Raw genomic sequence first — 20,006 nt, forward strand, 5'->3', positions numbered from 1 at the left:
TTTAATATGGTAGGCCCAGCAGGACTTGAACCTGCGACCAAAGGATTATGAGTCCTCTGCTCTAACCAACTGAGCTATAGGCCCGAAAAACAGCGATGATTATACTTGATAAAGTACGTTTAGTAAAGTGCTTTTTTACATTTTTATAAAAATCACAAATATCGCCCGAAAGGCTATCATCTGCCCCAATTTTTGCTATAATAAGACAATTTATTTTGACTCAATAGGAACCCTCATGACTTCTCGTTCTCTAAGCTACAAAGACGCAGGCGTGGATATTGACGCAGGTGAAGCCCTTGTCCAACGCATCAAATCTGTCGCCAAAGCCACGACACGCCCCGAAGTGGTGGGCGGTCTTGGTGGGTTTGGGGCGTTGTGCCGTATCCCACAAGGTTACAAATCACCCTTACTTGTCTCTGGCACGGACGGTGTTGGCACCAAATTAAAGCTCGCCTTAGACCTAAATCGCCATGAAACCATCGGTCAAGACCTTGTGGCAATGTGTGTCAATGATTTACTTGTGTGCGGTGCTGAGCCATTATTTTTCTTGGATTATTATGCCACAGGTAAACTTGATGTGGATGTTGCCGAGATGGTCATTAAGGGTATTGGCGATGGTTGTAAACTGTCAAATTGTGCTTTAATCGGTGGTGAGACCGCCGAAATGCCTGGTATGTATCAAGACGAAGATTATGACCTGGCAGGCTTTTGTGTGGGTGTGGTTGAAGAAGATGAAGTCATCACAGGGGCAAACGTCCAAAAAGGTGATGTGCTGATTGCTCTGGCAAGCTCTGGCGTGCATTCTAACGGTTATTCACTGGTGCGAAAAGTGATTGATGTGTCGGGTGTGGACATTAGTACTCACACGCTGGGCGATGGCGAGACTTTGGCGGATGCTCTGATGAAACCCACTTGCATTTATGTCAAGTCGGTACATGCCCTGCAAAAACAGCTTGGCAATGCAAACATTCACGCCATGGCACACATCACAGGTGGCGGTCTGACTGAAAACTTACCCCGTGTGTTGCCCGATGATTTATCTGCCGAGATTAATCTCGCCACTTGGGAGTTTCCTGCCGTTTTTAACTGGCTACAACAAGCAGGCAACATCACCCAAAGTGAGATGGTGCGTACCTTTAATTGTGGCGTAGGTTTTGTGATTGTTGTCTCTGATGACAAAAAAGATGAAACTTTGGCATTCTTGAATGCACAAGGTGAGCGTGCTTGGCAAATTGGGCAAATTGTAGAGCGTACTGATAAAGCGGTGGTTTATATTTAAAGGTTAAATTTATTTTTAAATGATTGGTAAATTGGGTTTATTGCTTAAAGATAAACCCAATTTAAAAAGGATACTTTATGCAAACTTCTAACACAGCATTATCGCCAAAAGTGCAAGCGATATTACCTGCTTTGGAAAATCTAAAAGCAGATGACTATTCTTTTTTGTTGGAATTTTTACAAAATAAAATCGTTAAAATAGATAAGCAAGAAATGCTATTGAGCCGTCAAGAAATTGCTAAAAAGCGTTTGGGGTTTTTTAAGGACGGTATGGTAATGAGTGATGATTTTGATGATTATTTGGGCGATGACTTTTGGTTTCCAGATGACGATATTTTATATAAGTGAATGGTGATGAATAAATATCTGTTGGATACGCATATTTTTATTTGGGCAGGTTGTTATCCTGAGAAATTGCCCAAGCATATTGCCAGTTTACTTCAAAATCCCAGTGATGTATTTTATATCAGCATGGCAACATTTTGGGAGATGCAAATAAAATATCAATTGGGTAAATTGTTTTTACCAAGAACGCTTGATGAGTTAATTAAAGAAATCAAAAAATATCATTATTATGAAATCCTGCCAATTACCCAAACGCATATTCTAAACCTACAAACCCTTGAATTTCATCATAAAGACCCCTTTGACCGTATGATTATCAGCCAAGCCATGTGCGAGCATTTAACGGTATTGACGGTGGATAGTGAAATTATGAAATATCCCATTGAATGTATTAGCTAATATGAGAACATTAAAAATCGCCGTCCTAGTCTCTGGCAATGGCTCAAACTTACAAGTTTTAATTGAGCATATGCAATCGGGTAAGTTGCCCATCAAGATAGTCGCTGTCATCAGCAACAAGGCGGATGCTTATGCCTTAGTCCGTGCCAAAAATGCCAATATTGCTACCTTTGTCATTGATAAAAACGAACAGGGTAAAACCTACAAACGAGCCCAATTTGAACAGCTTGCCCTTCATGTATTAAAGCCGTTGGGTGTGGATTTGGTGGTACTGGCAGGGTTTATGAAAATCTTAACGCCACTATTTATTAATGGTGTAAAAGATGGATTAAATGCCTCCATGATAAATTTGCATCCGTCTTTACTTCCCAGTTATAAAGGGTTGGACACGCACGCACGAGTGTTACAATCAGGCGAGCGGTATCATGGCTGTTCGGTACATTTGGTAACAGCAGAGCTTGATGCAGGACAACTGCTTAGCCAAGCGGTGCTAGATGTCCACGCCAATGACACGCCTGCTACGCTACAAAACAGAGTTCATGCCCTAGAACATATGCTCCTACCACGCACGATAGATTTTATCGCCCATGGCGTGATAGATGTGGAGAATGTGGGCGATGCTTATCGCTTTTGGGGGCAGTAAACCGAGACCAATAATTAGGCTGGCATTTATGACGATGACCTTGATTGTTATGATAAACAATATAAATGGACGTGTTCTGATAAAAATGGGCATGATAAAATCATATCATGCCTATCTGTTTTGTCAAAACAAAAGATTATTTTAAATAATCCTTCAACACTTTCGCCTGCTTATCAGCATTACCAATATAGGTGGCAGGGGTTAGTTCGGTCAGGCGTTCACGTGTATTGGCAGGAACAGCAGACAGTTCATCGCTGTTTACAAAGTCTGTCATCATCTCACGAGTCATCATCTGACCACGAGTGAGGGCTTTTAATTTTTCGTATGGTTTTTCAATATTGTAGCGTCTCATCACAGTCTGAATGGGTTCAGCCAGCACTTCTTGGGCGTGATCTAGGTCATCGCTTAGGCGTTGTTCGTTGATTTGTAGTTTGCCAATGCCTTTTAAACATGCTTCAAAAGCAATAAGGCTTTGGGCAAAGCCTACGCCCATGTTGCGAAGAACGGTTGAATCGGTCAAATCTCGTTGCCAGCGTGAGATGGGCAGTTTTTCACCAAGATGAGACAATACCGCATTTGCCAGACCAAGGTTGCCTTCTGAATTTTCAAAATCAATGGGATTTACCTTGTGAGGCATGGTTGATGAGCCTACTTCGCCATCTTTGAGCTTTTGCTTAAAATAACCCAGCGAGATATAGCCCCACACATCACGGTTAAAGTCAATCAAAATCGTGTTAAAACGGCGTAATGCGTCAAAAAGCTCCGCCATATAGTCATGTGGTTCAATCTGCGTGGTATAAGGGTTGAAGGTCAAATCCAAACTCTCTACAAAATTTTGTGAATGCTTTATCCAGTCAAGGGTTGGATAAGCAGACAAATGGGCGTTGTAGTTACCAACAGCACCGTTGATTTTGCCAAGAAGTTCTACATTTTTAAACTGCTTTAATTGGCGATGCAAGCGATAAGCGACATTTGCCATCTCTTTGCCAAGCGTGGTAGGACTTGCGGTTTGTCCATGTGTGCGAGAGAGCATGGGCGTGCTGGCATGGTTATCGGCAAGTTTGGCAATCTCATCGATGATGGTTTGCATGGATATTATTAGAACATCACGACCTGATTTTAGCATGAGAGCGTGTGATAAATTGTTAATGTCCTCGGAGGTGCAAGCAAAGTGGATGAACTCACCTGCATTTTTTAGCTCATCAATGTCGCAAATTTTCTCTTTTAAAAAGTACTCTACTGCCTTGACATCATGGTTGGTGGTGCGTTCTATCTCTTTGATTCGTAAGGCATCCTTTTCGCTAAAATTGCTAATTATGGCATCTAGTTTGTCATCGGTCTCTTTGCTAAATGGCATGATTTCACCAATATCAGGGTGCTTTGCCAAAGCTTGCAACCAGCGAATCTCAACGGTAACACGGGCGTGAATGAGCCCAAATTCGGACAGATATGGACGCAGAGCATCGCATTTGGACGCATAACGACCGTCAAGGGGAGATAGGGCGGTCAAGGCAGAAAAAGACGGCTTGGACATGGAGTTTTCCTTTAATGGTGAAAATGAATGGGTTTGGTGGGGTTTGGATTTGGTGGTAAAAGCCTATAAATCACACATGAATGATGTCATTTAATCTCAACCGTTACGCCCTCTTGGACGTTGGCATACAGCTCTAACACGTCCCAGTTGGACAAACCGATAGAGCCAATCGGGGTAGGCTGTCCGAGTATCTCAGGATTACTCACGCCATGAATGCCATAACCTGCTTTATCCAGACTCATCCACACCACACCAACAGGGCTGTTGGCACCGGGAGGCAGGATGAAGGTCTGTTTGGTGTCATCTTTGGTAACGGTGGCACGATAATGGGGCATTTTCACCTTGCTGTTTAGGGTGTATGTGCCTTGTTCGGCAGATTTTTTGCTGCTGCCAATTGTGGCAGGGTAACTTGCCATGAGCATACCACCTTGATAGGCGGTAACGGTGTTTGTGGTGGTATTGGCGATAATTTTGTCAAAACCATCTTCAAAAGCATCTTTGGTATTGACCACGGTAATGCTCTCACCTGCCATGAATTTTTTGTTGGGGTTGATTTTGGTCAGGTAGTCAATACGCATGTGAAAGCGTTCGGCAAGTTTTTCTTGAATGCTCTCATAGCCTAGGTCGCTAAGTTTGGAGCGGGCTTCGACACTGCTTGGTAATTTGCCAAATTTGGTGATGTCGTCTTTGGTGATGGTGTAGCTGACCAGTACGTCATCCGCCCCCACGCTTAGAGCGTCCCATGTTTCTTGGTTCATCTTGCCAGTGGCGGGTAGGTTTTTCATGCGTTGGAAGTTGGCAAGGGCGTTTTTGCTGTTATTGCCCCAACCGCCATCAATCGCCCCAACGGACGCATGGTGTTGGTCTAGCAGTGCCTGAATCTTGACCGTCATGGCACTATTGACTTTCATGTTGGGCGACCATGTGGATTCGTTTACGGTCTTGGCATATTCGGATAAATCCACTTTGGTGTAGCGTTTGCCTGACTTTTCAAGGCTTTTGATGGTGGCGGTGTCGCTACTGGTTTTTTTGGTGTCAATCTGACTGGCAGTGTCGCTGTCGTCAGTGGTCAGTAACGTGGGGTCAAAGGTGTTTTTTGCCCCCGATTGACTGACTTGAACATCAAGCTGGGCAAAGGCAGTCGTGCCACAGATGGCAAGCATGGACAGTGCTAATGTGGTGAGTTTTTTAGAACAGGACTTTTTAAAATAAAACATGGCAAATCTCATTTTATAAACAAAAAACACCGCTTATTATGCGTGAAAATGGCACAAATGACAAGGGTGGACAAGTAGGGTTGTTGTAAATTTTGTGTCGCCAATCCGCCTAAAACACCATTTCTAGGCGGTTAAACACCCCCAAATGATGATCACGGTCTTGGTTTTTGTCATTATAATAACTGATGTCCGTCTGCACAAACAGCCATTTTCGCCATACAGGTTGGCGATAGCTGACATAAGGACCATAAATGTCAAGTTCAAACTTCTTGTCCACGACATCGCCCCCTGTATAAATGCCATAGCTAAACGCCCGTGTGCCGTGCTTGCCGTCTAGGTAGTGCTGTTGGTACAGGCTGTTGCTCCATGCGGTCTCTTCGGTGTCTTTGTGGGCGTAGGATAGGTGCGTGCGATTGACGAGCGTGCGGTGCTTGGACTGGGGTTGGCTAAATTCAAGCGTGGATAGGGCATAATGCTCGCTCTTGGTGCCGTAGCGATACATCTGTTCAAAGCGGGCGTTAATGCGGTGGTCAAGCTCCCATTTTTTCTCGGCTCGCAGTTTTAGATATAAATCACTAGACCGCAGGCCGATGTCAGCATCCGTCTCTATGCCGATGTCGTCTTGGAACTTTGACCAACGCAGAGCGAGCGATGTGTTGTCTTCACGACTTTGACGGCGGTCAAAGGTGCTGTCGCCATAAGTCACGGCACGTCCATCATTATAGATACCGCCCCCTTGTTCTAAGTCCAAATCATCATCACCAATCATCACGCTTAGGCGATTTTCAAGTGTTGGTAGTTTGATGCGTCCACGAATACGGGGTTTGACGGTCGTGCCATCATATTCATTATAATGCGTGTCAAGCATTACACGGATGGACGCACGAGCGGGTTCGTCAGGGTTGGTCTCACCAAACCAGCTGTCCATGTGTCGTGCGGTGCGATTGAGCCAACCTTTGGTGTCGTCTCGGGTGTCATCAAGCCATGTGTTGTTTTCAGGTTCTAGGTTGGGGCTGTCCGTGTCTGATGTCATGGTGTCATTGACATGAGCAAAGGCAGGCAGGGCAAGACAGGTCAGCAAGCACAAAGTGGGGCGAGAGATGATGGGTAACATAAAGACACCAAGCTGTCAAAATTTATCCAAATCATATCATATTATTACTAGGGCGTGTTAAACATTGATAACATTTATTAAAATTTTATAAAAACTTTATAATTTTAAATCTATTTTTATGTGAAAAAATGGCTATCCGACTACTTAATTTAAAAAGTTAAGTAAAATTCTTAAATTTACCCAGTTAAGTGTTCGGATTGTTTTTCATAATAAAAACTTGCTTGATAGAAAACTCACAACCTTTGTTTTTTCTTGAAAAACGTGCGTTCCCCCTGCTTTTTTAAACAGGTATTTTTCATTGCAAATACCAACGGCAGGCACACCCTAGAATTTAGCCTATTTTCTTTTTCTTAATCAGCACCAACACCGCTCCATTACCGCCATCATTGGCAGGGGCGGAAACAAACGCTAAGACATCAGGGATTTGGCGTAACCAGCCATTCACACAGGTTTTGATGATGGCATCTGTGCCTTTGCCGTGGACGATTTTGACCACGGTTTCGCCATGTTTGACCGCATTGGCGATGATGGTTTGGACGGCATCTCTGGCTTCATCAATGCTTGATCCGTGCAAATCCACCGCATCATACCAACGCAGTTTGCCTTGTCTTAGCTGTTCAAAGACTTTGTTTTGCAGGGTGGGGTGTTTGTAACTCAAAAATGCTTCGCCCGCCACAGGGTTTAGCAGGGCTTGCATGTCGGATAAACTGGCTTGGGTGAGCTCATCAGTCCCTTCGGCATTGGCACGGCGAAATAGGGCAGTGGGGTCTTTGGGGTTGGTTTTTTGGGTGTGATTGACCGACTTTTCGTGTTTTAGGGGGCGGACACCGCTCATCGCTTGCATGAACAGGACTTTGTCGTCATCGATGAGTTCACTGCCAAAGCGTTTGACGTGCTGGGCGACTTCTTTTTTGCCCATGACATTGGCACTGGTGGGTTTGCCGTTGCTGTCGGTCTCGGGTTTGGTGGATGATTTACCGCCCATTTCTTTGAGCTGGGTTTGGGCGTCTTTGGAGAGTAAGTCTTTAAATGTAGTCATGATGATACCTTGTTAGTTAATTGGTGGCTTTTTGGTTTAATTTTTGCTTAATAAACGTAATAACAATCGGCAACACGCTAAACCCGATAATCCCAAAAATCACATAAGTAAAATTATCCTTGATGACGGGTTGATTGCCAAAAAAATAGCCGAGTAGAATAAAAGATGCAATCCACAAAAATCCGCCAATGACATTATAACTGATAAACCGCTTATAATTCATGCTCCCTGCCCCTGCCACAAATGGGGCAAAAGTGCGAGCAAAGGGCAAAAAGCGGGCAAAAATCACGGTTTTTCCGCCGTGCTTTTCAAAAAAGGCTTGGGTTTTGAACAGATATTCTTTGTTGATAAAGCGGTAATTTTTCTCAAAAACCTTTGGGCCGATGTATTTACCGATATGATAGTTGAGCGTATCGCCAAGCACTGCCGCCACAAACAACAGAGCGATAAGCAGGGCGGGGTTTAGCTCGCCTGTAAATGCCGCCAACGCCCCCACCGCAAACAACAAACTATCCCCTGGTAAAAATGGCATGACCACCAAGCCTGTCTCGACAAAGATAATCAAAAACAAAATGCCATAAATCCACAAGCCATAATCCGCCAAAAATACGGCTAAATGCTCATCAATATGTAAAATAAAATCAAAAAGTTGCAGAATAATGTCCATGGCGGTCAAGTTGTGATAAATGGGTGCAAATTATAACAAACTTTGGTGGGTAGTTGGCAGGTTTTGTGTGAATTTTGTGTGAAATTACTTCTTCGCCCCCAAAATCCCACTTGCCACAATCACGCCAATGCCAACAAGGCTTAATGCGTCCAACCGTTCGCCAAACAGCACCGCCCCAAAGACAATGGCAAATACCACGCCAAGATAGGACAAGGTTGCCACGACAAATTTTTGTCCGACTTGATATGCATAAGTCATAAGTAATTGCCCCAAAAGAGCGGTAACGCCAATGCCAACAATATAAGGCAAACTTGCCAAACTCACAGGCGTAAAGCCAAAATACCACGCCAAAACGCCCGATGTCAGCGTGGATAATAACGAAAAATAAAACACAATCCGCCACGCAGGTTCGCCAAGCAAGGACAGCTCACGCACTTGCAAATACGCATAACCGCTAATTGCCCCACTGCCCAGTCCCACGAGCATGGCAAAGGTGTCGCCCCCACCACTCGGTCTTAGCAAAATAAGCACGCCAACAAAGCCCAAAGCAAGCGATAGCCAGTTAATGAGCGTGGGTTTTTGTTTTAAAATAACAATGGATAACAAACCCAAAAATAGAGCAGATGTATTTTGTAGGGTGCTGGCGGTGGCAAGGGGCAGATGTAGCACCACATAAAAATTCATGAGCAGGGCAACCGAACCTGCCAGCGACCGCCAAAAATGCTCCTTGGGATAAGCCGTGCGAAAATCTCTCCCCTTAATCCACGAGAACCCACCAAGCACAATCAGTGAAAACAGCACTCGCCAAAAGGTCAGCTCATAGGTGTGCATGGCAAACTTTTGCCCTGCAAATTTGATACAAATCAGCATAATGGCAAATGACAGGCACGCCAGTACCATATAAAAAGAGCCAAAGAACGAGCCTTGATTGGGGTTGGTGGGGGTGGGGTTTGACATGATGGCTGTGTTTAAAATGATTGGGGTGTGCCCTTCTTTTTTGTCGCCATCAGTCTGTGTCAGCCATGACCGCATAAGTATCCATGCCGATATCGCCATGTAAATTTGGCAAATCAAGCAGTACCAATGCCCCAAGCACGTCATGCCCTGCTTGCTCGCACAGAAGTTTGCTCGCCTTTAACGTTCCGCCGGTAGCAAGCACGTCATCAACCAGTAGTACCTTGGATTTGGGGGCATCCGCTTTGATTTCTAGGGTGTCGGTGCCGTATTCTAGGTCATAGCTTTGGCGATGGACTGGGGGTGGTAGTTTGCCAGCTTTACGAATGAGTAAGAGTGGTTTGCCAGTACGTCCTGATAGCAGACTGCCGATGACAAAACCCCGTGCTTCGGTGGTGGCAAAGCATTCCACTTCATCAATCATGCCATCGGGCAGGGCGTTTAAAAGCTCGTTAATGAGTTCATCAACATGCCACAGCAGGGGCGTGATGTCATAAAAATCAATGTCCGCTTTGGGGAAATTGGGAACGGTGCGAATGATTTGCCAAAAAGGGTGTGAGTGCTTCATAAGTTTTCTTTAAAAATTATCTTAAAATTTGCCATAAAAAAGCACGAATAAAAATCCGTGCCCTATAATTATAACAAATAATCGTGTAATTAACAATCTTGCCTACAACACTTACATGGTATAAGTGGGTCTAGTCGCCTCAACCTCACCGGCAAGCAGTCGCTCGATTTCGTTTTTGAGTTTTAGGCTGTTGGGGTCGGTGCCAAACTGCATGCCAAAACCAGCAGGCTTACTGGGTGTGCCTTTTTCATTAATCCACACGATTTTGCCGTTGAGTGGGTAACGCTCGGTAGAGCCGGGTAGGGTAAATGCCACAAACACGTCTTCGCCAAGGTTGTGCTTTCTGGCACTCGGCACAAAAATACCGCCATGAGTGACAAAAGAGAGATAACTGCTGTATAGGGTTTGGGTGTCGGCGATATTACAAGTTAAGATACCGCCACGAATAGGCATTGCCATAGCTTTTCCTAAAAATCAAAAAAATAAAACCAATTTTATCATCAACACCATGATTTGGCAAAACTGACCGCCAAAAGGTAGGTTTTTGGCTGTCAAATGCGATGATATTAGGGGGTTTGGTTGATGTTGCCCGCTTCGGCTTCGTCAGCGGGCAGACCCAAGCCGATGTGACGGGCGTTGCGTGTGTCGGCTGTTGGTGGAGCGGTTACTTCGGTTGTGGTCTCAGGCAGAGCAAGAGCTTGGGCGGAAGTGATGATTTGTGTGCGTGTCGCACCATCATACTGACCGCCTTGATAGGTGGGGGTATCTTTGGCACGCCCAAATCTACCAAAACTCACCGATGATAAGGCTTTTTTGGTAAAAGATTGGCTTTTGCCGATATTGACCTGTCCATTTGCCCCAAGGTATTGGGGGTAGTTGATTTGGAGTAGGGTCTTGTATTGGTTGGCGGTGTCAGTCAGTCCCAACTGCTCATTGCTGTGTGCTAAGATGGCGATGGCTTCTGGCACGCCTGTTGATTGGGGGAAGTACTGAAACACCCATTTGGCACGGTTGGCGGCGGCAACATGGGCATCACGCTTGACATACCAACGAGCGGCGACCAGTTCATGCTCGGCAAAGTCATTATAAATCGCTCTCATACGCTGGGCGGCGTCAGGAGCGTAGGCACTGTTTGGGAAGTGCTTGATGAGATTGGAGAAATCTTGAAATGCCAAACGTAGGTAGGATACATCACGTTGGGATTGGTCAAGATTAAATAGGCGAGACGACTTAGGAGCACCGCCCATGTTGGTTACGCCTTGGACATATAGGGCATAATCGACATGGCGACTGGTTGGGTAGGAGCGGATAAATTCGGCAGTGCTTTTGGTTACCGCTTCAAAGTCGTTGGCACGATATTGAGCATAAATCAAATCCAGCAACGCCTGCTCGGCATACTGTCCTGTCGGATAAAACGTGCGTAAGCTATTTAACGCACTCATCGCTTCGTTATAGCGGTTTCTATCTAGGGCGTTTTGGGCGGTTTGATAATAACCAATCTCGGACTGCTCGGCACTTTGTACAACTTCACTGTCTTTTTTGCCAATGCCTTTTAGGGTGGAGCAACCAGAAAGTAGCACGGCGGATGTCATGATGGCGGTCAGGGTAAGTTTGGCGGTTTTGTTCATTTTTTGTCCAAATCACAATAAAAATTTGAAATAGTTTACCACAAAATTTTAAGAATGAACAACACCAAAATAAAATCGGCTATTTTTAACAAAAAATGCTAAAATGGCTTATTTTCAAAGTAATTTTAAAAAAGCAATTTAAATATCGCCATGACAGAACATTCTTTACATTCTTTACATTCTTTTAGTCAGACCGCCAGTAATGATGACTTAGCTGATTTGCCCAATTTATCCAGTTTAAATGATAATGATGATGAATTTGCCGAGACAGACTCGCCAAATCCGCTCACCCAAAGCTACATCGTGGGCGAATCCGACATCGGCACACGCCTAGACAAAATCGCCACAGACGTGTTTGACGGCTTTTCCCGAGTGCAGATACAGGGCTTTATTGATGATGAGAGCTTGCTTGTCAATGACACGCCCCAAAAAAGCAAATACCGTGTCAAACTGGGCGATGTTTTGACCCTATCCGCCACGCTTGACAATCACAGCGAAGATTTGCCCGAAAATATCCCCCTTGACGTGGTCTATGCCGATGATGACGTGATTGTGATAAATAAGCCTGTCGGTCTGGTCGTCCACCCTGGGGCGGGCAATCGCACAGGCACGCTCGTCAATGCCTTGCTATATCATTATCCTGATAACGCCCACCTGCCACGGGCAGGGCTGGTTCATCGCATTGATAAGGACACATCGGGGCTACTCATTGTCGCTCGCACCAAATCCGCCCAGCTTGATTTGACCGAACAACTAAAAGACAAATCGGTCTATCGGGAATACCAATGTATCGCCACAGGTGTGCCAAGCGACATCTTACGCCATGCCACGATAGACGCACCGATAGGGCGACACCGCATTCATCGCACCAAGATGACGGTAACGGACGGCGGTAAACCTGCCACCACGCACATCATATCCGCCACGCCACTGGGTACGCATTATAGCTTGCTCCATGTTCGCTTGGAGACGGGGCGTACCCACCAAATCCGTGTACACCTGTCCCATATCGGTCATGCCTTGCTTGGCGATAAGGTTTATGGCGGACTGCCAAAATCGGGTCTTGCTCCTGCCACTCGCCAAGCGGTGATAGATTTTCCCCGTCAAGCCTTGCACGCCCATAAGCTCGGCTTTATCCACCCGACCACGGGCAAGGCGTTGGTATTTAGCCGTGATATGCCGTCTGATATGGCGGTGATGATTGGGATTTTGCAAGAATAATTTTATAAAATTAACAGGATTATCATGTTTGATATATTATACCAAAATGACCATGTGCTTATCGTCCAGACCCACGCAGGCGAGTTTGACAAATGGGGCAATGATTTATATGGCTCGTTTAACATGGGGTTACACGTTGGCGATGACAGCGAGCAAGTTCTTACCAACCGCATGGCGTTGTTAGATAGGTTAAACGGACTTACAAATGATAACGTGAGCCAAATCCACTGGTTAAACCAAATCCACAGCGACATCGTGGCACACGCCAAATCCGCCATAGTCCCCCAAGACGCAGACGCACTCATCACTGATAAGGCAGGCGTGGCACTGTCTATCATGACCGCCGACTGCGTGCCGATTGCTCTTTTTAATGATGATTGTGCAGATAATGAGAATGGCCAAATCGCCTGTATTCATGCAGGTTGGCAAGGGCTCACCAAAGGTATCATTAAAAATACTTATGAGAATTTTCATGATAAAAACAACATCAAAGCCGTCATCGGGGCGTGTATCAGCCATGATAATTATGAGATTAACAAAACCTTAGCTCATGACATCATCAGCCAAGTGAGTGATAAAAACCTAGTGGCATTGACATTTGATGAGTTATATCAACAGATTATCACGGATAAAGACGATGATAAGTGCTTGATTGATATTGTAAAATTAACCAAATTACAACTGTCCCATTTAGACATCACGGTCATAAACGATACTGTTCCGTGCAGTTATGCTAACCCAAAATACTACTCATACCGCCAGCAAACCCATGCCAAAAAGTCCGCCACAGGACGTATGGCGACTGTGATTGTTAAGTTATGATAGTCCGTGATAAACACAACAGCCTAAAACTGCTGTTCATGTGGCATGGCACGATACTGCCCAAAGTGCTACCGATGATAATCCTGCTCATGGCGGTGTCTATGATAGCGTGGGGCTTGTCGCATTATCAGCTCTACACCGTCAAAAACGTCCCTGCGGTCGGTTTTACGGTGTTTGGCGTGGTGCTATCTATCTTTTTGGGATTTAGGAATAATGCTTGCTATGACAGGTGGTGGGAAGGGCGTAAACTGTGGGGTTCGCTCATTGCTAATACTCGTCATTTTAGTAGGGATACGCATTTTTTGAATGCGGACGACAGACGGGCGGTGCTGGTGGATATGCTGATTTTTGTCAATTTATTTAGAGACCGCCTACGTCATCAAAAACTGCCCGTAGAGAGATTTGCCGATTATCTGGGCATTGATGATAAAGACAAAGATGAGCTAAATACGCTCATTCGTCAGCACATCAACGCTCCGCAGGTGGTGTTAGAGCGAATGCAACACCGCCTTATCCATGCCGTCAAATCAGGACAAATCAGTGACATCATCTACACCAGTATCCAACGCCACATCATCGAAATGGGTAACATTCAGGCAGGGTGCGACCGTATCAGTAGCACGCCCTTGCCACTGGTGTATTCGGTGCTGCTGCATCGGGCGGTGTTTTGTTTTTGTTGGATGTTGCCGTTTGGCATTGAGTCGGTACTGGGGATTTGGACGCCGTTTTTGGTGGGACTGCTTGCCTACATGTTTTTGGGGCTGGACGAGCTAAGCAGTCAGTTGGAAGAGCCGTTTGGCGTGGCACAAAATGATTTGCCCCTAGATACGATTACACGGCTGATAGAGCGTGAGACCTTGGCACTCATGGGCGTGGCAACGGATGATTTGCCACAGGCGATGGGTGATGATGGGCGGTTTAATTTTTTGTGAAAAGAAAAGGGCAAACATCACGTTCGCCCTTGTTGGTGCTTTATACGTTATAAATTTGGTCAAAAATTTCCCAGTATACATCGTCTTTTAGTGCCTCTAATGAGAACGTCTCACGGTCTTCTGGTAGGGCGATGATATAGGGCAGGCGTGCCAAGCCATAACTTTCGTTAGCGATGGCATAGTGGCGATAATCCTCATTAATCTCAAAGTCGGTTTCGTATTCCACATACACAATTGCTTGTTTATGTTTTTTGGCAAGGCGTACAATTTCTACAAAAAACTCTTCATTTAGCTCTTGTTTCGCCTCTCTTAGTTCTTCCATTGTGTATTTGGGTTTGCCAAAGCCTAATTTGGCAAAAAATCCACCGGAGGCTTTTTTGTCATCGTAAGCTTTGGTATTGGCGATAAGCTCTTCTATCTCCGCCATGTTGTTAAGCCCTTCTTCGTAACTCTCACGAATGTCGTTCATTGCTTCACCGAGCTTTTCTCTTAGCTCTTCGGTGCTAATGGTGGGGTCAAAAATCGCCCCCCTGTTTTTTTGTATTAACACATCAAGTGCTAATACACGCAACTGCAAATGCTGGGCGACAAAGGCGTGGCGAGCCAGTGGGTGCATTCTAAAATTCTTAATCAAAATGAGTAGTTCATTAAAAAAGCCATTTAAACGATGAAACAAAAATTCTTGGTCAAATTCAGAATTTTTGGCAATGCTAATCATGGTAGGCAGTTGTCGTAATACTGAACTGGTCAGTAGTTCTTCAAATTTAATAATCCGTCTGGCAATGGTTTTTTCCGCACTACTACCGTCTGCGGTAAATTTACTATCCAGTAAGATGGGAGTGAATTGCTCTTTGACCATTTTTCGAATGTGAATGGCATATTTTTTGAGTTCATCAGAGATGTTGCGGTCAAGGCTAAAAATACGATTGACAAATTTTAGCATGACTTCTTGCACTTCTGGTTTGTCACATAAGGATTTGGTAAGCGCTAAGCCATTAAAATAAGCAAACCCACCTGTGATATCTTCGGCTAAAAATCGTCTTAGTGAGAATGGGTTACTGCCCAAGGTTTCGGACGGAGATACGATAAACCAAATGTGCTTAGTCTCAACGATGAGCAATTTGCGGTTGCTGGCTTCTTTTTGGATAAATGCTGGAAAATGGGTAACGCCATACAGATCCAAATCCACCGCTTCTAGGTAGCGAAAATCTCGTCCTTGAATGAGTGATTTAATTCCTTGAATGAGTGATTTAATAAAGACTTCTTTGGTAAAAATCTTAAAAATGCGTTCATTGATTTGGCGTACACTTTTGGGCATTTCCAGTTTGATGGTGTCAAGCCAATCAGAAAATTCATACAAAAAGGCGGTTCTGATGGCAGTACGTTGTTTATGTTCATTCCTATCGGGACTGATTGGAACTTTATCAAGATTAGGTTAGGGCAGCTTCTAATTCGTCGATAAGTAAGTGCACATCATAGGATTGAGTTTCGTTATCAGGGGGGGGCAGTCTGATAAACGTCCTGCAAGATTTGGGCAGCTTTGATGAGCTGTTTATTTTGCAAAGGAAGTGATTGTAAAGTCTGGGCAAGCGTGGCAGGTTTTTTGGCGAAATACTTCCCTGTGGTCTTGCTATAAATGATACCTTTAGGGGCTAAAACAGTGCTTGCAACGACCGTTTGCGACTCTTCGTCGAGCTGTGGTATAATGCCATCTAAAATCTCTTGCCAGTCGGGGTTTAGAACGGGGTCGATGCCTGCTAACTGATTGACGACATTTATGTCTAAATTGTAAATATCTTGCATGAAACTGTTTCCTTTACTAACAAAACAAACTTATTGTAACATATATTTTATAAAAATTAACCATTATTTTATAAAATATGCTTCAAGTGTTCACAAAAACAGATGGAAAGTGCTAGGGCGTGCCTGCCTTTGGTGTTTACAATGAAAAATGAGAAAAATCGCACGTTTTTCAAGGAAAAAACAAAGGCTGTAAGTTTTCTGTCGGACAAGTTTTTATTATGAAAAACAATCCGACCACTTAATTTTAAAATTAAGTAAAAATCTTAAAATCGCACAGTTAAGTGGTCGGATAGCTATTTTCATGCAAAAATTGATTGAAATTGTCAAATTTTCATCTTATTTTATAAAATATTATCAATGTTCAACATGCCCTAAGCGCATCTTAAAATCAACAATCATTGTCAAATAATAAATTAAAAGGTCAAACATGAACAAACAAGACATCCTAAACAGCCTAACCCCCGAAATCGTCGCTAAATTCCGCACCGCCATTGAGATTGGCAAATGGGATAACGGCGTTCGCCTAACAGACGAACAACGCCAAACCTGTATGCAAGCGGTCATGGTGTGGGAGCATGAGTATTTGCCCGTAGAAGAACGCACGGGCTATATTGAAAAGCCCAAAGATGACAAAGGCAATACCGTGGGCGAGGACTGTGATGTGGAACATGAACATCATTATCCCAATGCTGAGCGACCTGTGAAGTTTAAGTGATTAAAAAGCAAAAAGGCGAGTCATGTCGCCTTTTTCATGTCCAAAGTTTTTTAAGTCTAAAATTCGGCTATTAGGCTAAAATCCGCCACACCACAAACCCCAACGCCAGCACATGAAACACCACGCCCACCCACCAAATCGGCACGGTCAGCCCAATGGCGATAAAGGTCAAAAATCCACCCAAGGCTATCCAATCATGGCGTTTTTGGTTTAAAAAGTCGGCTCGTAGGGCTTGGATTTCTCTTAGTTGTTTGTCCTGTCGTCCACCAAGCGTGGCAAGCGATTGAATGCTTTGGGTGGCAAGTTTAGGCAGGTCAGTGGCGGACAGTAGATGTTCGGGCAATTTGTCATAAAAATCATTCAAAAAACGTGTGGGGTCAAGCTGTGATTTTACCCAATCAGTCAAAATCGGCTTGGCAAGCGACCAAATATCAAGGTCAGGGTATAGCTCACGCCCAAGCCCTTCCACATGGACGAGCGTTTTTAGGAGGAGCATAAGCTGTGGCGGTATACTCATCTGATGACGGCGAGCGATGTTTAAAATCTCAAACAATATCCCTGCAAAATCAAGCTCACTCATGGGCTTAGACACCATGGGGCTTACCGTGCGAGCCATGTCGGCGATGAGTGCGTGTTTGTCGGCGGACGGTGGTATCCAACCTGCGTGACTGATGATGTCCACCAGCGTGGTGTAGTTGCCATTCATGACCGATAGGAGCATACGAGCGACAACGAGCTGGTCATCGGGGGCAAGTTGCCCCATAATCGCACAATCTAGCCCTAGATAGCGTGGATTTGCCACTGCTTGACCGTCTGGCATGGTCTCCACAAAGATGTTACCGGGGTGCATGTCGGCATGAAAAAAGTTATCCCGAAACACTTGGGTAAAAAATATCGTCAAGCCATTTTTGGCAAGGACGGCACGGTCATAGCCCAATGCGTCAAATTCATCTGTCTGTGAAATCGGCACGCCAAAAATCCGCTCCGAGACCATGACGGACTTGTTTGCCATATAGACTTCGGGGACGTAGATGAGTGGCGAGTTTGTGAAATTGTTTCTCATGCGAGTGGCGTTGGCGGACTCCAAGGTCAAATCAAGCTCGTTTAGCATGATTTGACGGTAGTCTTCCACGATACTCACGATATGCACCGCCCGAGCCGACTCCATGCGAGCCGATAGGAAGCCCGCAAGCTCCCGAAGTAGCTCAAAATCCTTGATAATAACAGGGCGAATGTCGGGGCGGACGACTTTAACGACCACTTCCCGACCGTCAGGCAAGCAAGCGGTATGCACTTGGGCGATACTGGCGGCGGCGAGTGGCTTGTCATCAAATCGGCTAAATATCTCACCAATTGGCTTACCCAGCCCTGTTTTGGGGTGTTCTATTTCATGTTTTAAAACTTCAACGTCAAACGGGGCAACTTTGTCTTGTAGTAGCGATAATTGGGCGATGATGTCGGGGGGCAGTAGGTCAGAGCGGGTGGAGAGCAGTTGCCCGAGCTTTAAAAAGAGCGTTCCCATCTCTTCTAGGGCGAGCTTGACTCCTAGCGGGTTATGCGATTTGCCAATGCTTGCAGGGTGCATTTTGATAAGCCGTGCCAAGGGGACAAGCTCTGGCACGTCCGCAAAATGGGTGTCAAGGCGGTATTTGGCACAAATGCGATATAGGTCAAACAGGCGGTTTTTATAAGAGATGAGCATGGTTAGGTAAAATGGGGTTTGATAAAAGGAGTTTTAAAAAGACAAAAGGTAAATGGGTAAAATTTACCTTTTGGCAGGTATTTAAAATCTTTATTTTAAATGGATTGTAGGGGTAAATCAATTTACCCATAATTTTAAAAATGCTTTTGTAGGGGCGTGCTTTCCATGCCCCGAGTATATTTGAAGTTAAATGAATATAAACAATCAACGAGCCTTAAAGCCACGATGTACCGCCACGATACCGCCCGTTAGGTTGTGATAATCACAATTAACAAACCCTGCTTGCTCCATCATGGCTTTTAGGGTGGCTTGGTCTGGGTGCATACGGATACTCTCCGCCAGATATTGATAGCTTTCGCTGTCGCCTGCGACCACTTTACCCATGAGTGGTAGGGCGGTAAAAGAGTACAAATCATACGCCTTTGATAGTGGCTCAAACACAGGTTTGCTAAATTCTAGCACGAGCAGTCGCCCACCTGGTTTTAGCACACGCCACATGGCTTCTAGGGCTTTTTGTTTGTCGGTAACGTTACGCAGTCCAAAGCTAATGGTAACTAGGTCAAACGAGTTATCAGCGAAGGGTTCTAAGGTTTCGGCATTGGCAAGCACAAAATCCACGTTGTTGCACCCTGCATTGATAAGGCGTGTGCGACCCACTTCCAGCATGGCTTCGTTGATGTCGGATAAGACCACACGTCCCGAGCGACCGACTTCTTTACTGAACACTTTTGCCAAGTCGCCCGTACCGCCTGCGATGTCAAGGACGTGCTGCCCTGCACGCACGCCACTCATCTTAATGGCAAAACGCTTCCAAAGCCTGTGAATGCCAAAGCTCATCAAGTCGTTCATGATGTCGTATTTGGTGGCAACCGATGTAAACACTTGTCCGACTTTGGCTTCTTTTTCACGAGCATTGACGGTTTGGTAGCCAAAATGGGTGGTCTCGCCAATGTTTTCAGAATAGCGGTTGTCCAAATTGTCATCAGTTTGGCTGTTGGCTTGGACTTGCTCGCCATTGGCAGGGGTTTGCATGGCGGATTGTCCTTGGGGCTTACCTGTGGGTAGGATGTTGGGATTGGTAAAGTCGTTGTCGGTCATGGCTATTTTTCCAAATTTTAAAAACACGCCCTTATTATACGCTAATTTGGGCAAGAATGGGCGTGTTTTGGGAAAATTAAAAGAATTCGGTATTGTTAATTTACCATGTCTTTGGGTGGACTTGTAGGGGAAAATTACATTTACCCTGTGATAAAGTATTGATTTTTGGGTGTTGTGTTCGCCCTTACACGTCCAAATTTTAAAATATATCTTAATTGAGTAGGGCGTGTTGAACTTTGGTATTTGCAATGAAAAATGAGAAAAATCGCACGTTTTTCAAGGAAAAAACTTGAGGCTGATAGTCATTCTATCAGACAGGTTTTTGAC

General features: G+C 44.9%; 21 protein-coding genes and 1 tRNA gene. 8 read left to right on the forward strand and 14 right to left on the reverse strand.

All coding sequences use genetic code 11. The annotated features are described in order from the left end of the window. Positions 1 to 7 precede the first annotated feature (7 nt). Positions 8 to 84: transfer RNA gene (locus IM753_RS04170), tRNA-Ile, on the reverse strand. A 151-nt stretch (positions 85 to 235) separates the two neighbouring features. Between IM753_RS04170 and purM the strand changes: the two genes are divergently transcribed. The 4 genes from purM to purN all read left to right on the forward strand — a co-directional run bounded on the left by purM (position 236) and on the right by purN (position 2,665). Further along, positions 236 to 1,279 carry a phosphoribosylformylglycinamidine cyclo-ligase gene (gene purM, locus IM753_RS04175; RefSeq protein ID WP_194108742.1) on the forward strand — a complete coding sequence of 348 codons (1,044 nt, stop codon included), beginning with the start codon at positions 236 to 238 and terminating at the stop codon, positions 1,277 to 1,279. 77 nt (positions 1,280 to 1,356) lie between these two features. Further along, on the forward strand, positions 1,357 to 1,626 hold the full coding sequence (locus IM753_RS04180) for a hypothetical protein (protein ID WP_194108743.1): 270 nt from the start codon (positions 1,357 to 1,359) through the stop codon (positions 1,624 to 1,626). A 6-nt stretch (positions 1,627 to 1,632) separates the two neighbouring features. Further along, the gene (locus IM753_RS04185; protein ID WP_194108744.1) at positions 1,633 to 2,022 is read left to right on the forward strand and encodes a type II toxin-antitoxin system VapC family toxin; all 390 of its coding nucleotides are present in this window, start codon (positions 1,633 to 1,635) and stop codon (positions 2,020 to 2,022) included. A gap of 1 nt (position 2,023) precedes the next feature. Next, positions 2,024 to 2,665: a phosphoribosylglycinamide formyltransferase gene (purN, locus tag IM753_RS04190; RefSeq protein ID WP_194108745.1), complete on the forward strand. Its 642-nt coding sequence runs from the start codon at positions 2,024 to 2,026 to the stop codon at positions 2,663 to 2,665. A gap of 136 nt (positions 2,666 to 2,801) precedes the next feature. Here purN and purB read toward each other — a convergent pair whose 3' ends face one another. From purB to IM753_RS04235, 9 genes are all read right to left on the reverse strand, one after another. Next, positions 2,802 to 4,199 (reverse strand): adenylosuccinate lyase, encoded by a 1,398-nt coding sequence (gene purB / locus IM753_RS04195; RefSeq protein ID WP_194108746.1) that lies wholly within the window; start codon positions 4,197 to 4,199, stop codon positions 2,802 to 2,804. Between the two features lie 86 nt (positions 4,200 to 4,285). Continuing rightward, positions 4,286 to 5,416, reverse strand: coding sequence for a L,D-transpeptidase (locus IM753_RS04200; RefSeq protein WP_194108747.1), 1,131 nt, complete (start codon positions 5,414 to 5,416; stop codon positions 4,286 to 4,288). Positions 5,417 to 5,525: 109 nt separating this feature from the next. Continuing rightward, positions 5,526 to 6,530 carry a hypothetical protein gene (locus IM753_RS04205; protein ID WP_194108748.1) on the reverse strand — a complete coding sequence of 335 codons (1,005 nt, stop codon included), beginning with the start codon at positions 6,528 to 6,530 and terminating at the stop codon, positions 5,526 to 5,528. 331 nt (positions 6,531 to 6,861) lie between these two features. Next, the gene (locus IM753_RS04210; RefSeq protein ID WP_065255503.1) at positions 6,862 to 7,569 is read right to left on the reverse strand and encodes a Smr/MutS family protein; all 708 of its coding nucleotides are present in this window, start codon (positions 7,567 to 7,569) and stop codon (positions 6,862 to 6,864) included. Between the two features lie 16 nt (positions 7,570 to 7,585). Next, positions 7,586 to 8,224, reverse strand: a complete 639-nt coding sequence (locus IM753_RS04215) for a DedA family protein (RefSeq protein WP_065255547.1) — start codon at positions 8,222 to 8,224, stop codon at positions 7,586 to 7,588. A gap of 96 nt (positions 8,225 to 8,320) precedes the next feature. After that, complete coding sequence (locus IM753_RS04220; RefSeq protein WP_194108749.1) at positions 8,321 to 9,193, reverse strand: DMT family transporter; 873 nt, start codon at positions 9,191 to 9,193, stop codon at positions 8,321 to 8,323. Between the two features lie 49 nt (positions 9,194 to 9,242). Next, positions 9,243 to 9,758: an adenine phosphoribosyltransferase gene (locus IM753_RS04225; RefSeq protein ID WP_065255502.1), complete on the reverse strand. Its 516-nt coding sequence runs from the start codon at positions 9,756 to 9,758 to the stop codon at positions 9,243 to 9,245. 111 nt (positions 9,759 to 9,869) lie between these two features. Next, the gene (locus IM753_RS04230; protein WP_065255501.1) at positions 9,870 to 10,217 is read right to left on the reverse strand and encodes a PilZ domain-containing protein; all 348 of its coding nucleotides are present in this window, start codon (positions 10,215 to 10,217) and stop codon (positions 9,870 to 9,872) included. A 107-nt stretch (positions 10,218 to 10,324) separates the two neighbouring features. Further along, a complete protein-coding gene (locus IM753_RS04235) occupies positions 10,325 to 11,386 on the reverse strand; it encodes an outer membrane protein assembly factor BamD (RefSeq protein WP_062500242.1) in 1,062 nt (353 codons plus the stop codon). A gap of 150 nt (positions 11,387 to 11,536) precedes the next feature. On the opposite strand from IM753_RS04235, the gene IM753_RS04240 reads away from it, so the two are divergent. Genes IM753_RS04240 through IM753_RS04250 form a run of 3 tightly spaced genes read left to right on the forward strand, consistent with a single transcriptional unit; the run spans position 11,537 to position 14,361 of the window. Further along, the gene (locus tag IM753_RS04240) at positions 11,537 to 12,607 is read left to right on the forward strand and encodes an RluA family pseudouridine synthase (protein ID WP_194108750.1); all 1,071 of its coding nucleotides are present in this window, start codon (positions 11,537 to 11,539) and stop codon (positions 12,605 to 12,607) included. A gap of 24 nt (positions 12,608 to 12,631) precedes the next feature. After that, positions 12,632 to 13,429 carry a polyphenol oxidase family protein gene (locus IM753_RS04245; protein ID WP_065255499.1) on the forward strand — a complete coding sequence of 266 codons (798 nt, stop codon included), beginning with the start codon at positions 12,632 to 12,634 and terminating at the stop codon, positions 13,427 to 13,429. Further along, on the forward strand, positions 13,426 to 14,361 hold the full coding sequence (locus tag IM753_RS04250) for a bestrophin family protein (RefSeq protein WP_065255498.1): 936 nt from the start codon (positions 13,426 to 13,428) through the stop codon (positions 14,359 to 14,361). Before IM753_RS04245 ends, IM753_RS04250 begins: the two co-directional genes overlap by 4 nt. 40 nt (positions 14,362 to 14,401) lie before the next feature. Here IM753_RS04250 and IM753_RS04255 read toward each other — a convergent pair whose 3' ends face one another. Together IM753_RS04255 and IM753_RS04260 are read right to left on the reverse strand one after the other, a co-directional pair. Then, a complete protein-coding gene (locus tag IM753_RS04255) occupies positions 14,402 to 15,721 on the reverse strand; it encodes a hypothetical protein (RefSeq protein WP_194108751.1) in 1,320 nt (439 codons plus the stop codon). Positions 15,722 to 15,855: 134 nt separating this feature from the next. Beyond that, positions 15,856 to 16,164, reverse strand: a complete 309-nt coding sequence (locus IM753_RS04260; RefSeq protein WP_194108752.1) for a hypothetical protein — start codon at positions 16,162 to 16,164, stop codon at positions 15,856 to 15,858. Between the two features lie 427 nt (positions 16,165 to 16,591). Here IM753_RS04260 and IM753_RS04265 point away from each other — a divergent pair, with 427 nt between their 5' ends. Further along, positions 16,592 to 16,879, forward strand: a complete 288-nt coding sequence (locus IM753_RS04265) for a YeaC family protein (protein WP_065255495.1) — start codon at positions 16,592 to 16,594, stop codon at positions 16,877 to 16,879. Positions 16,880 to 16,949: 70 nt separating this feature from the next. Here IM753_RS04265 and IM753_RS04270 read toward each other — a convergent pair whose 3' ends face one another. Continuing rightward, positions 16,950 to 18,581, reverse strand: coding sequence for an AarF/ABC1/UbiB kinase family protein (locus IM753_RS04270; protein ID WP_065255494.1), 1,632 nt, complete (start codon positions 18,579 to 18,581; stop codon positions 16,950 to 16,952). Positions 18,582 to 18,785: 204 nt separating this feature from the next. Then, a complete protein-coding gene (gene ubiE, locus IM753_RS04275) occupies positions 18,786 to 19,679 on the reverse strand; it encodes a bifunctional demethylmenaquinone methyltransferase/2-methoxy-6-polyprenyl-1,4-benzoquinol methylase UbiE (RefSeq protein ID WP_065255493.1) in 894 nt (297 codons plus the stop codon). Positions 19,680 to 20,006: the final 327 nt, after the last annotated feature.

The sequence above is a fragment of the Moraxella sp. K127 genome, assembly GCF_015223095.1.
In the GTDB taxonomy this organism is placed as follows: domain Bacteria; phylum Pseudomonadota; class Gammaproteobacteria; order Pseudomonadales; family Moraxellaceae; genus Moraxella.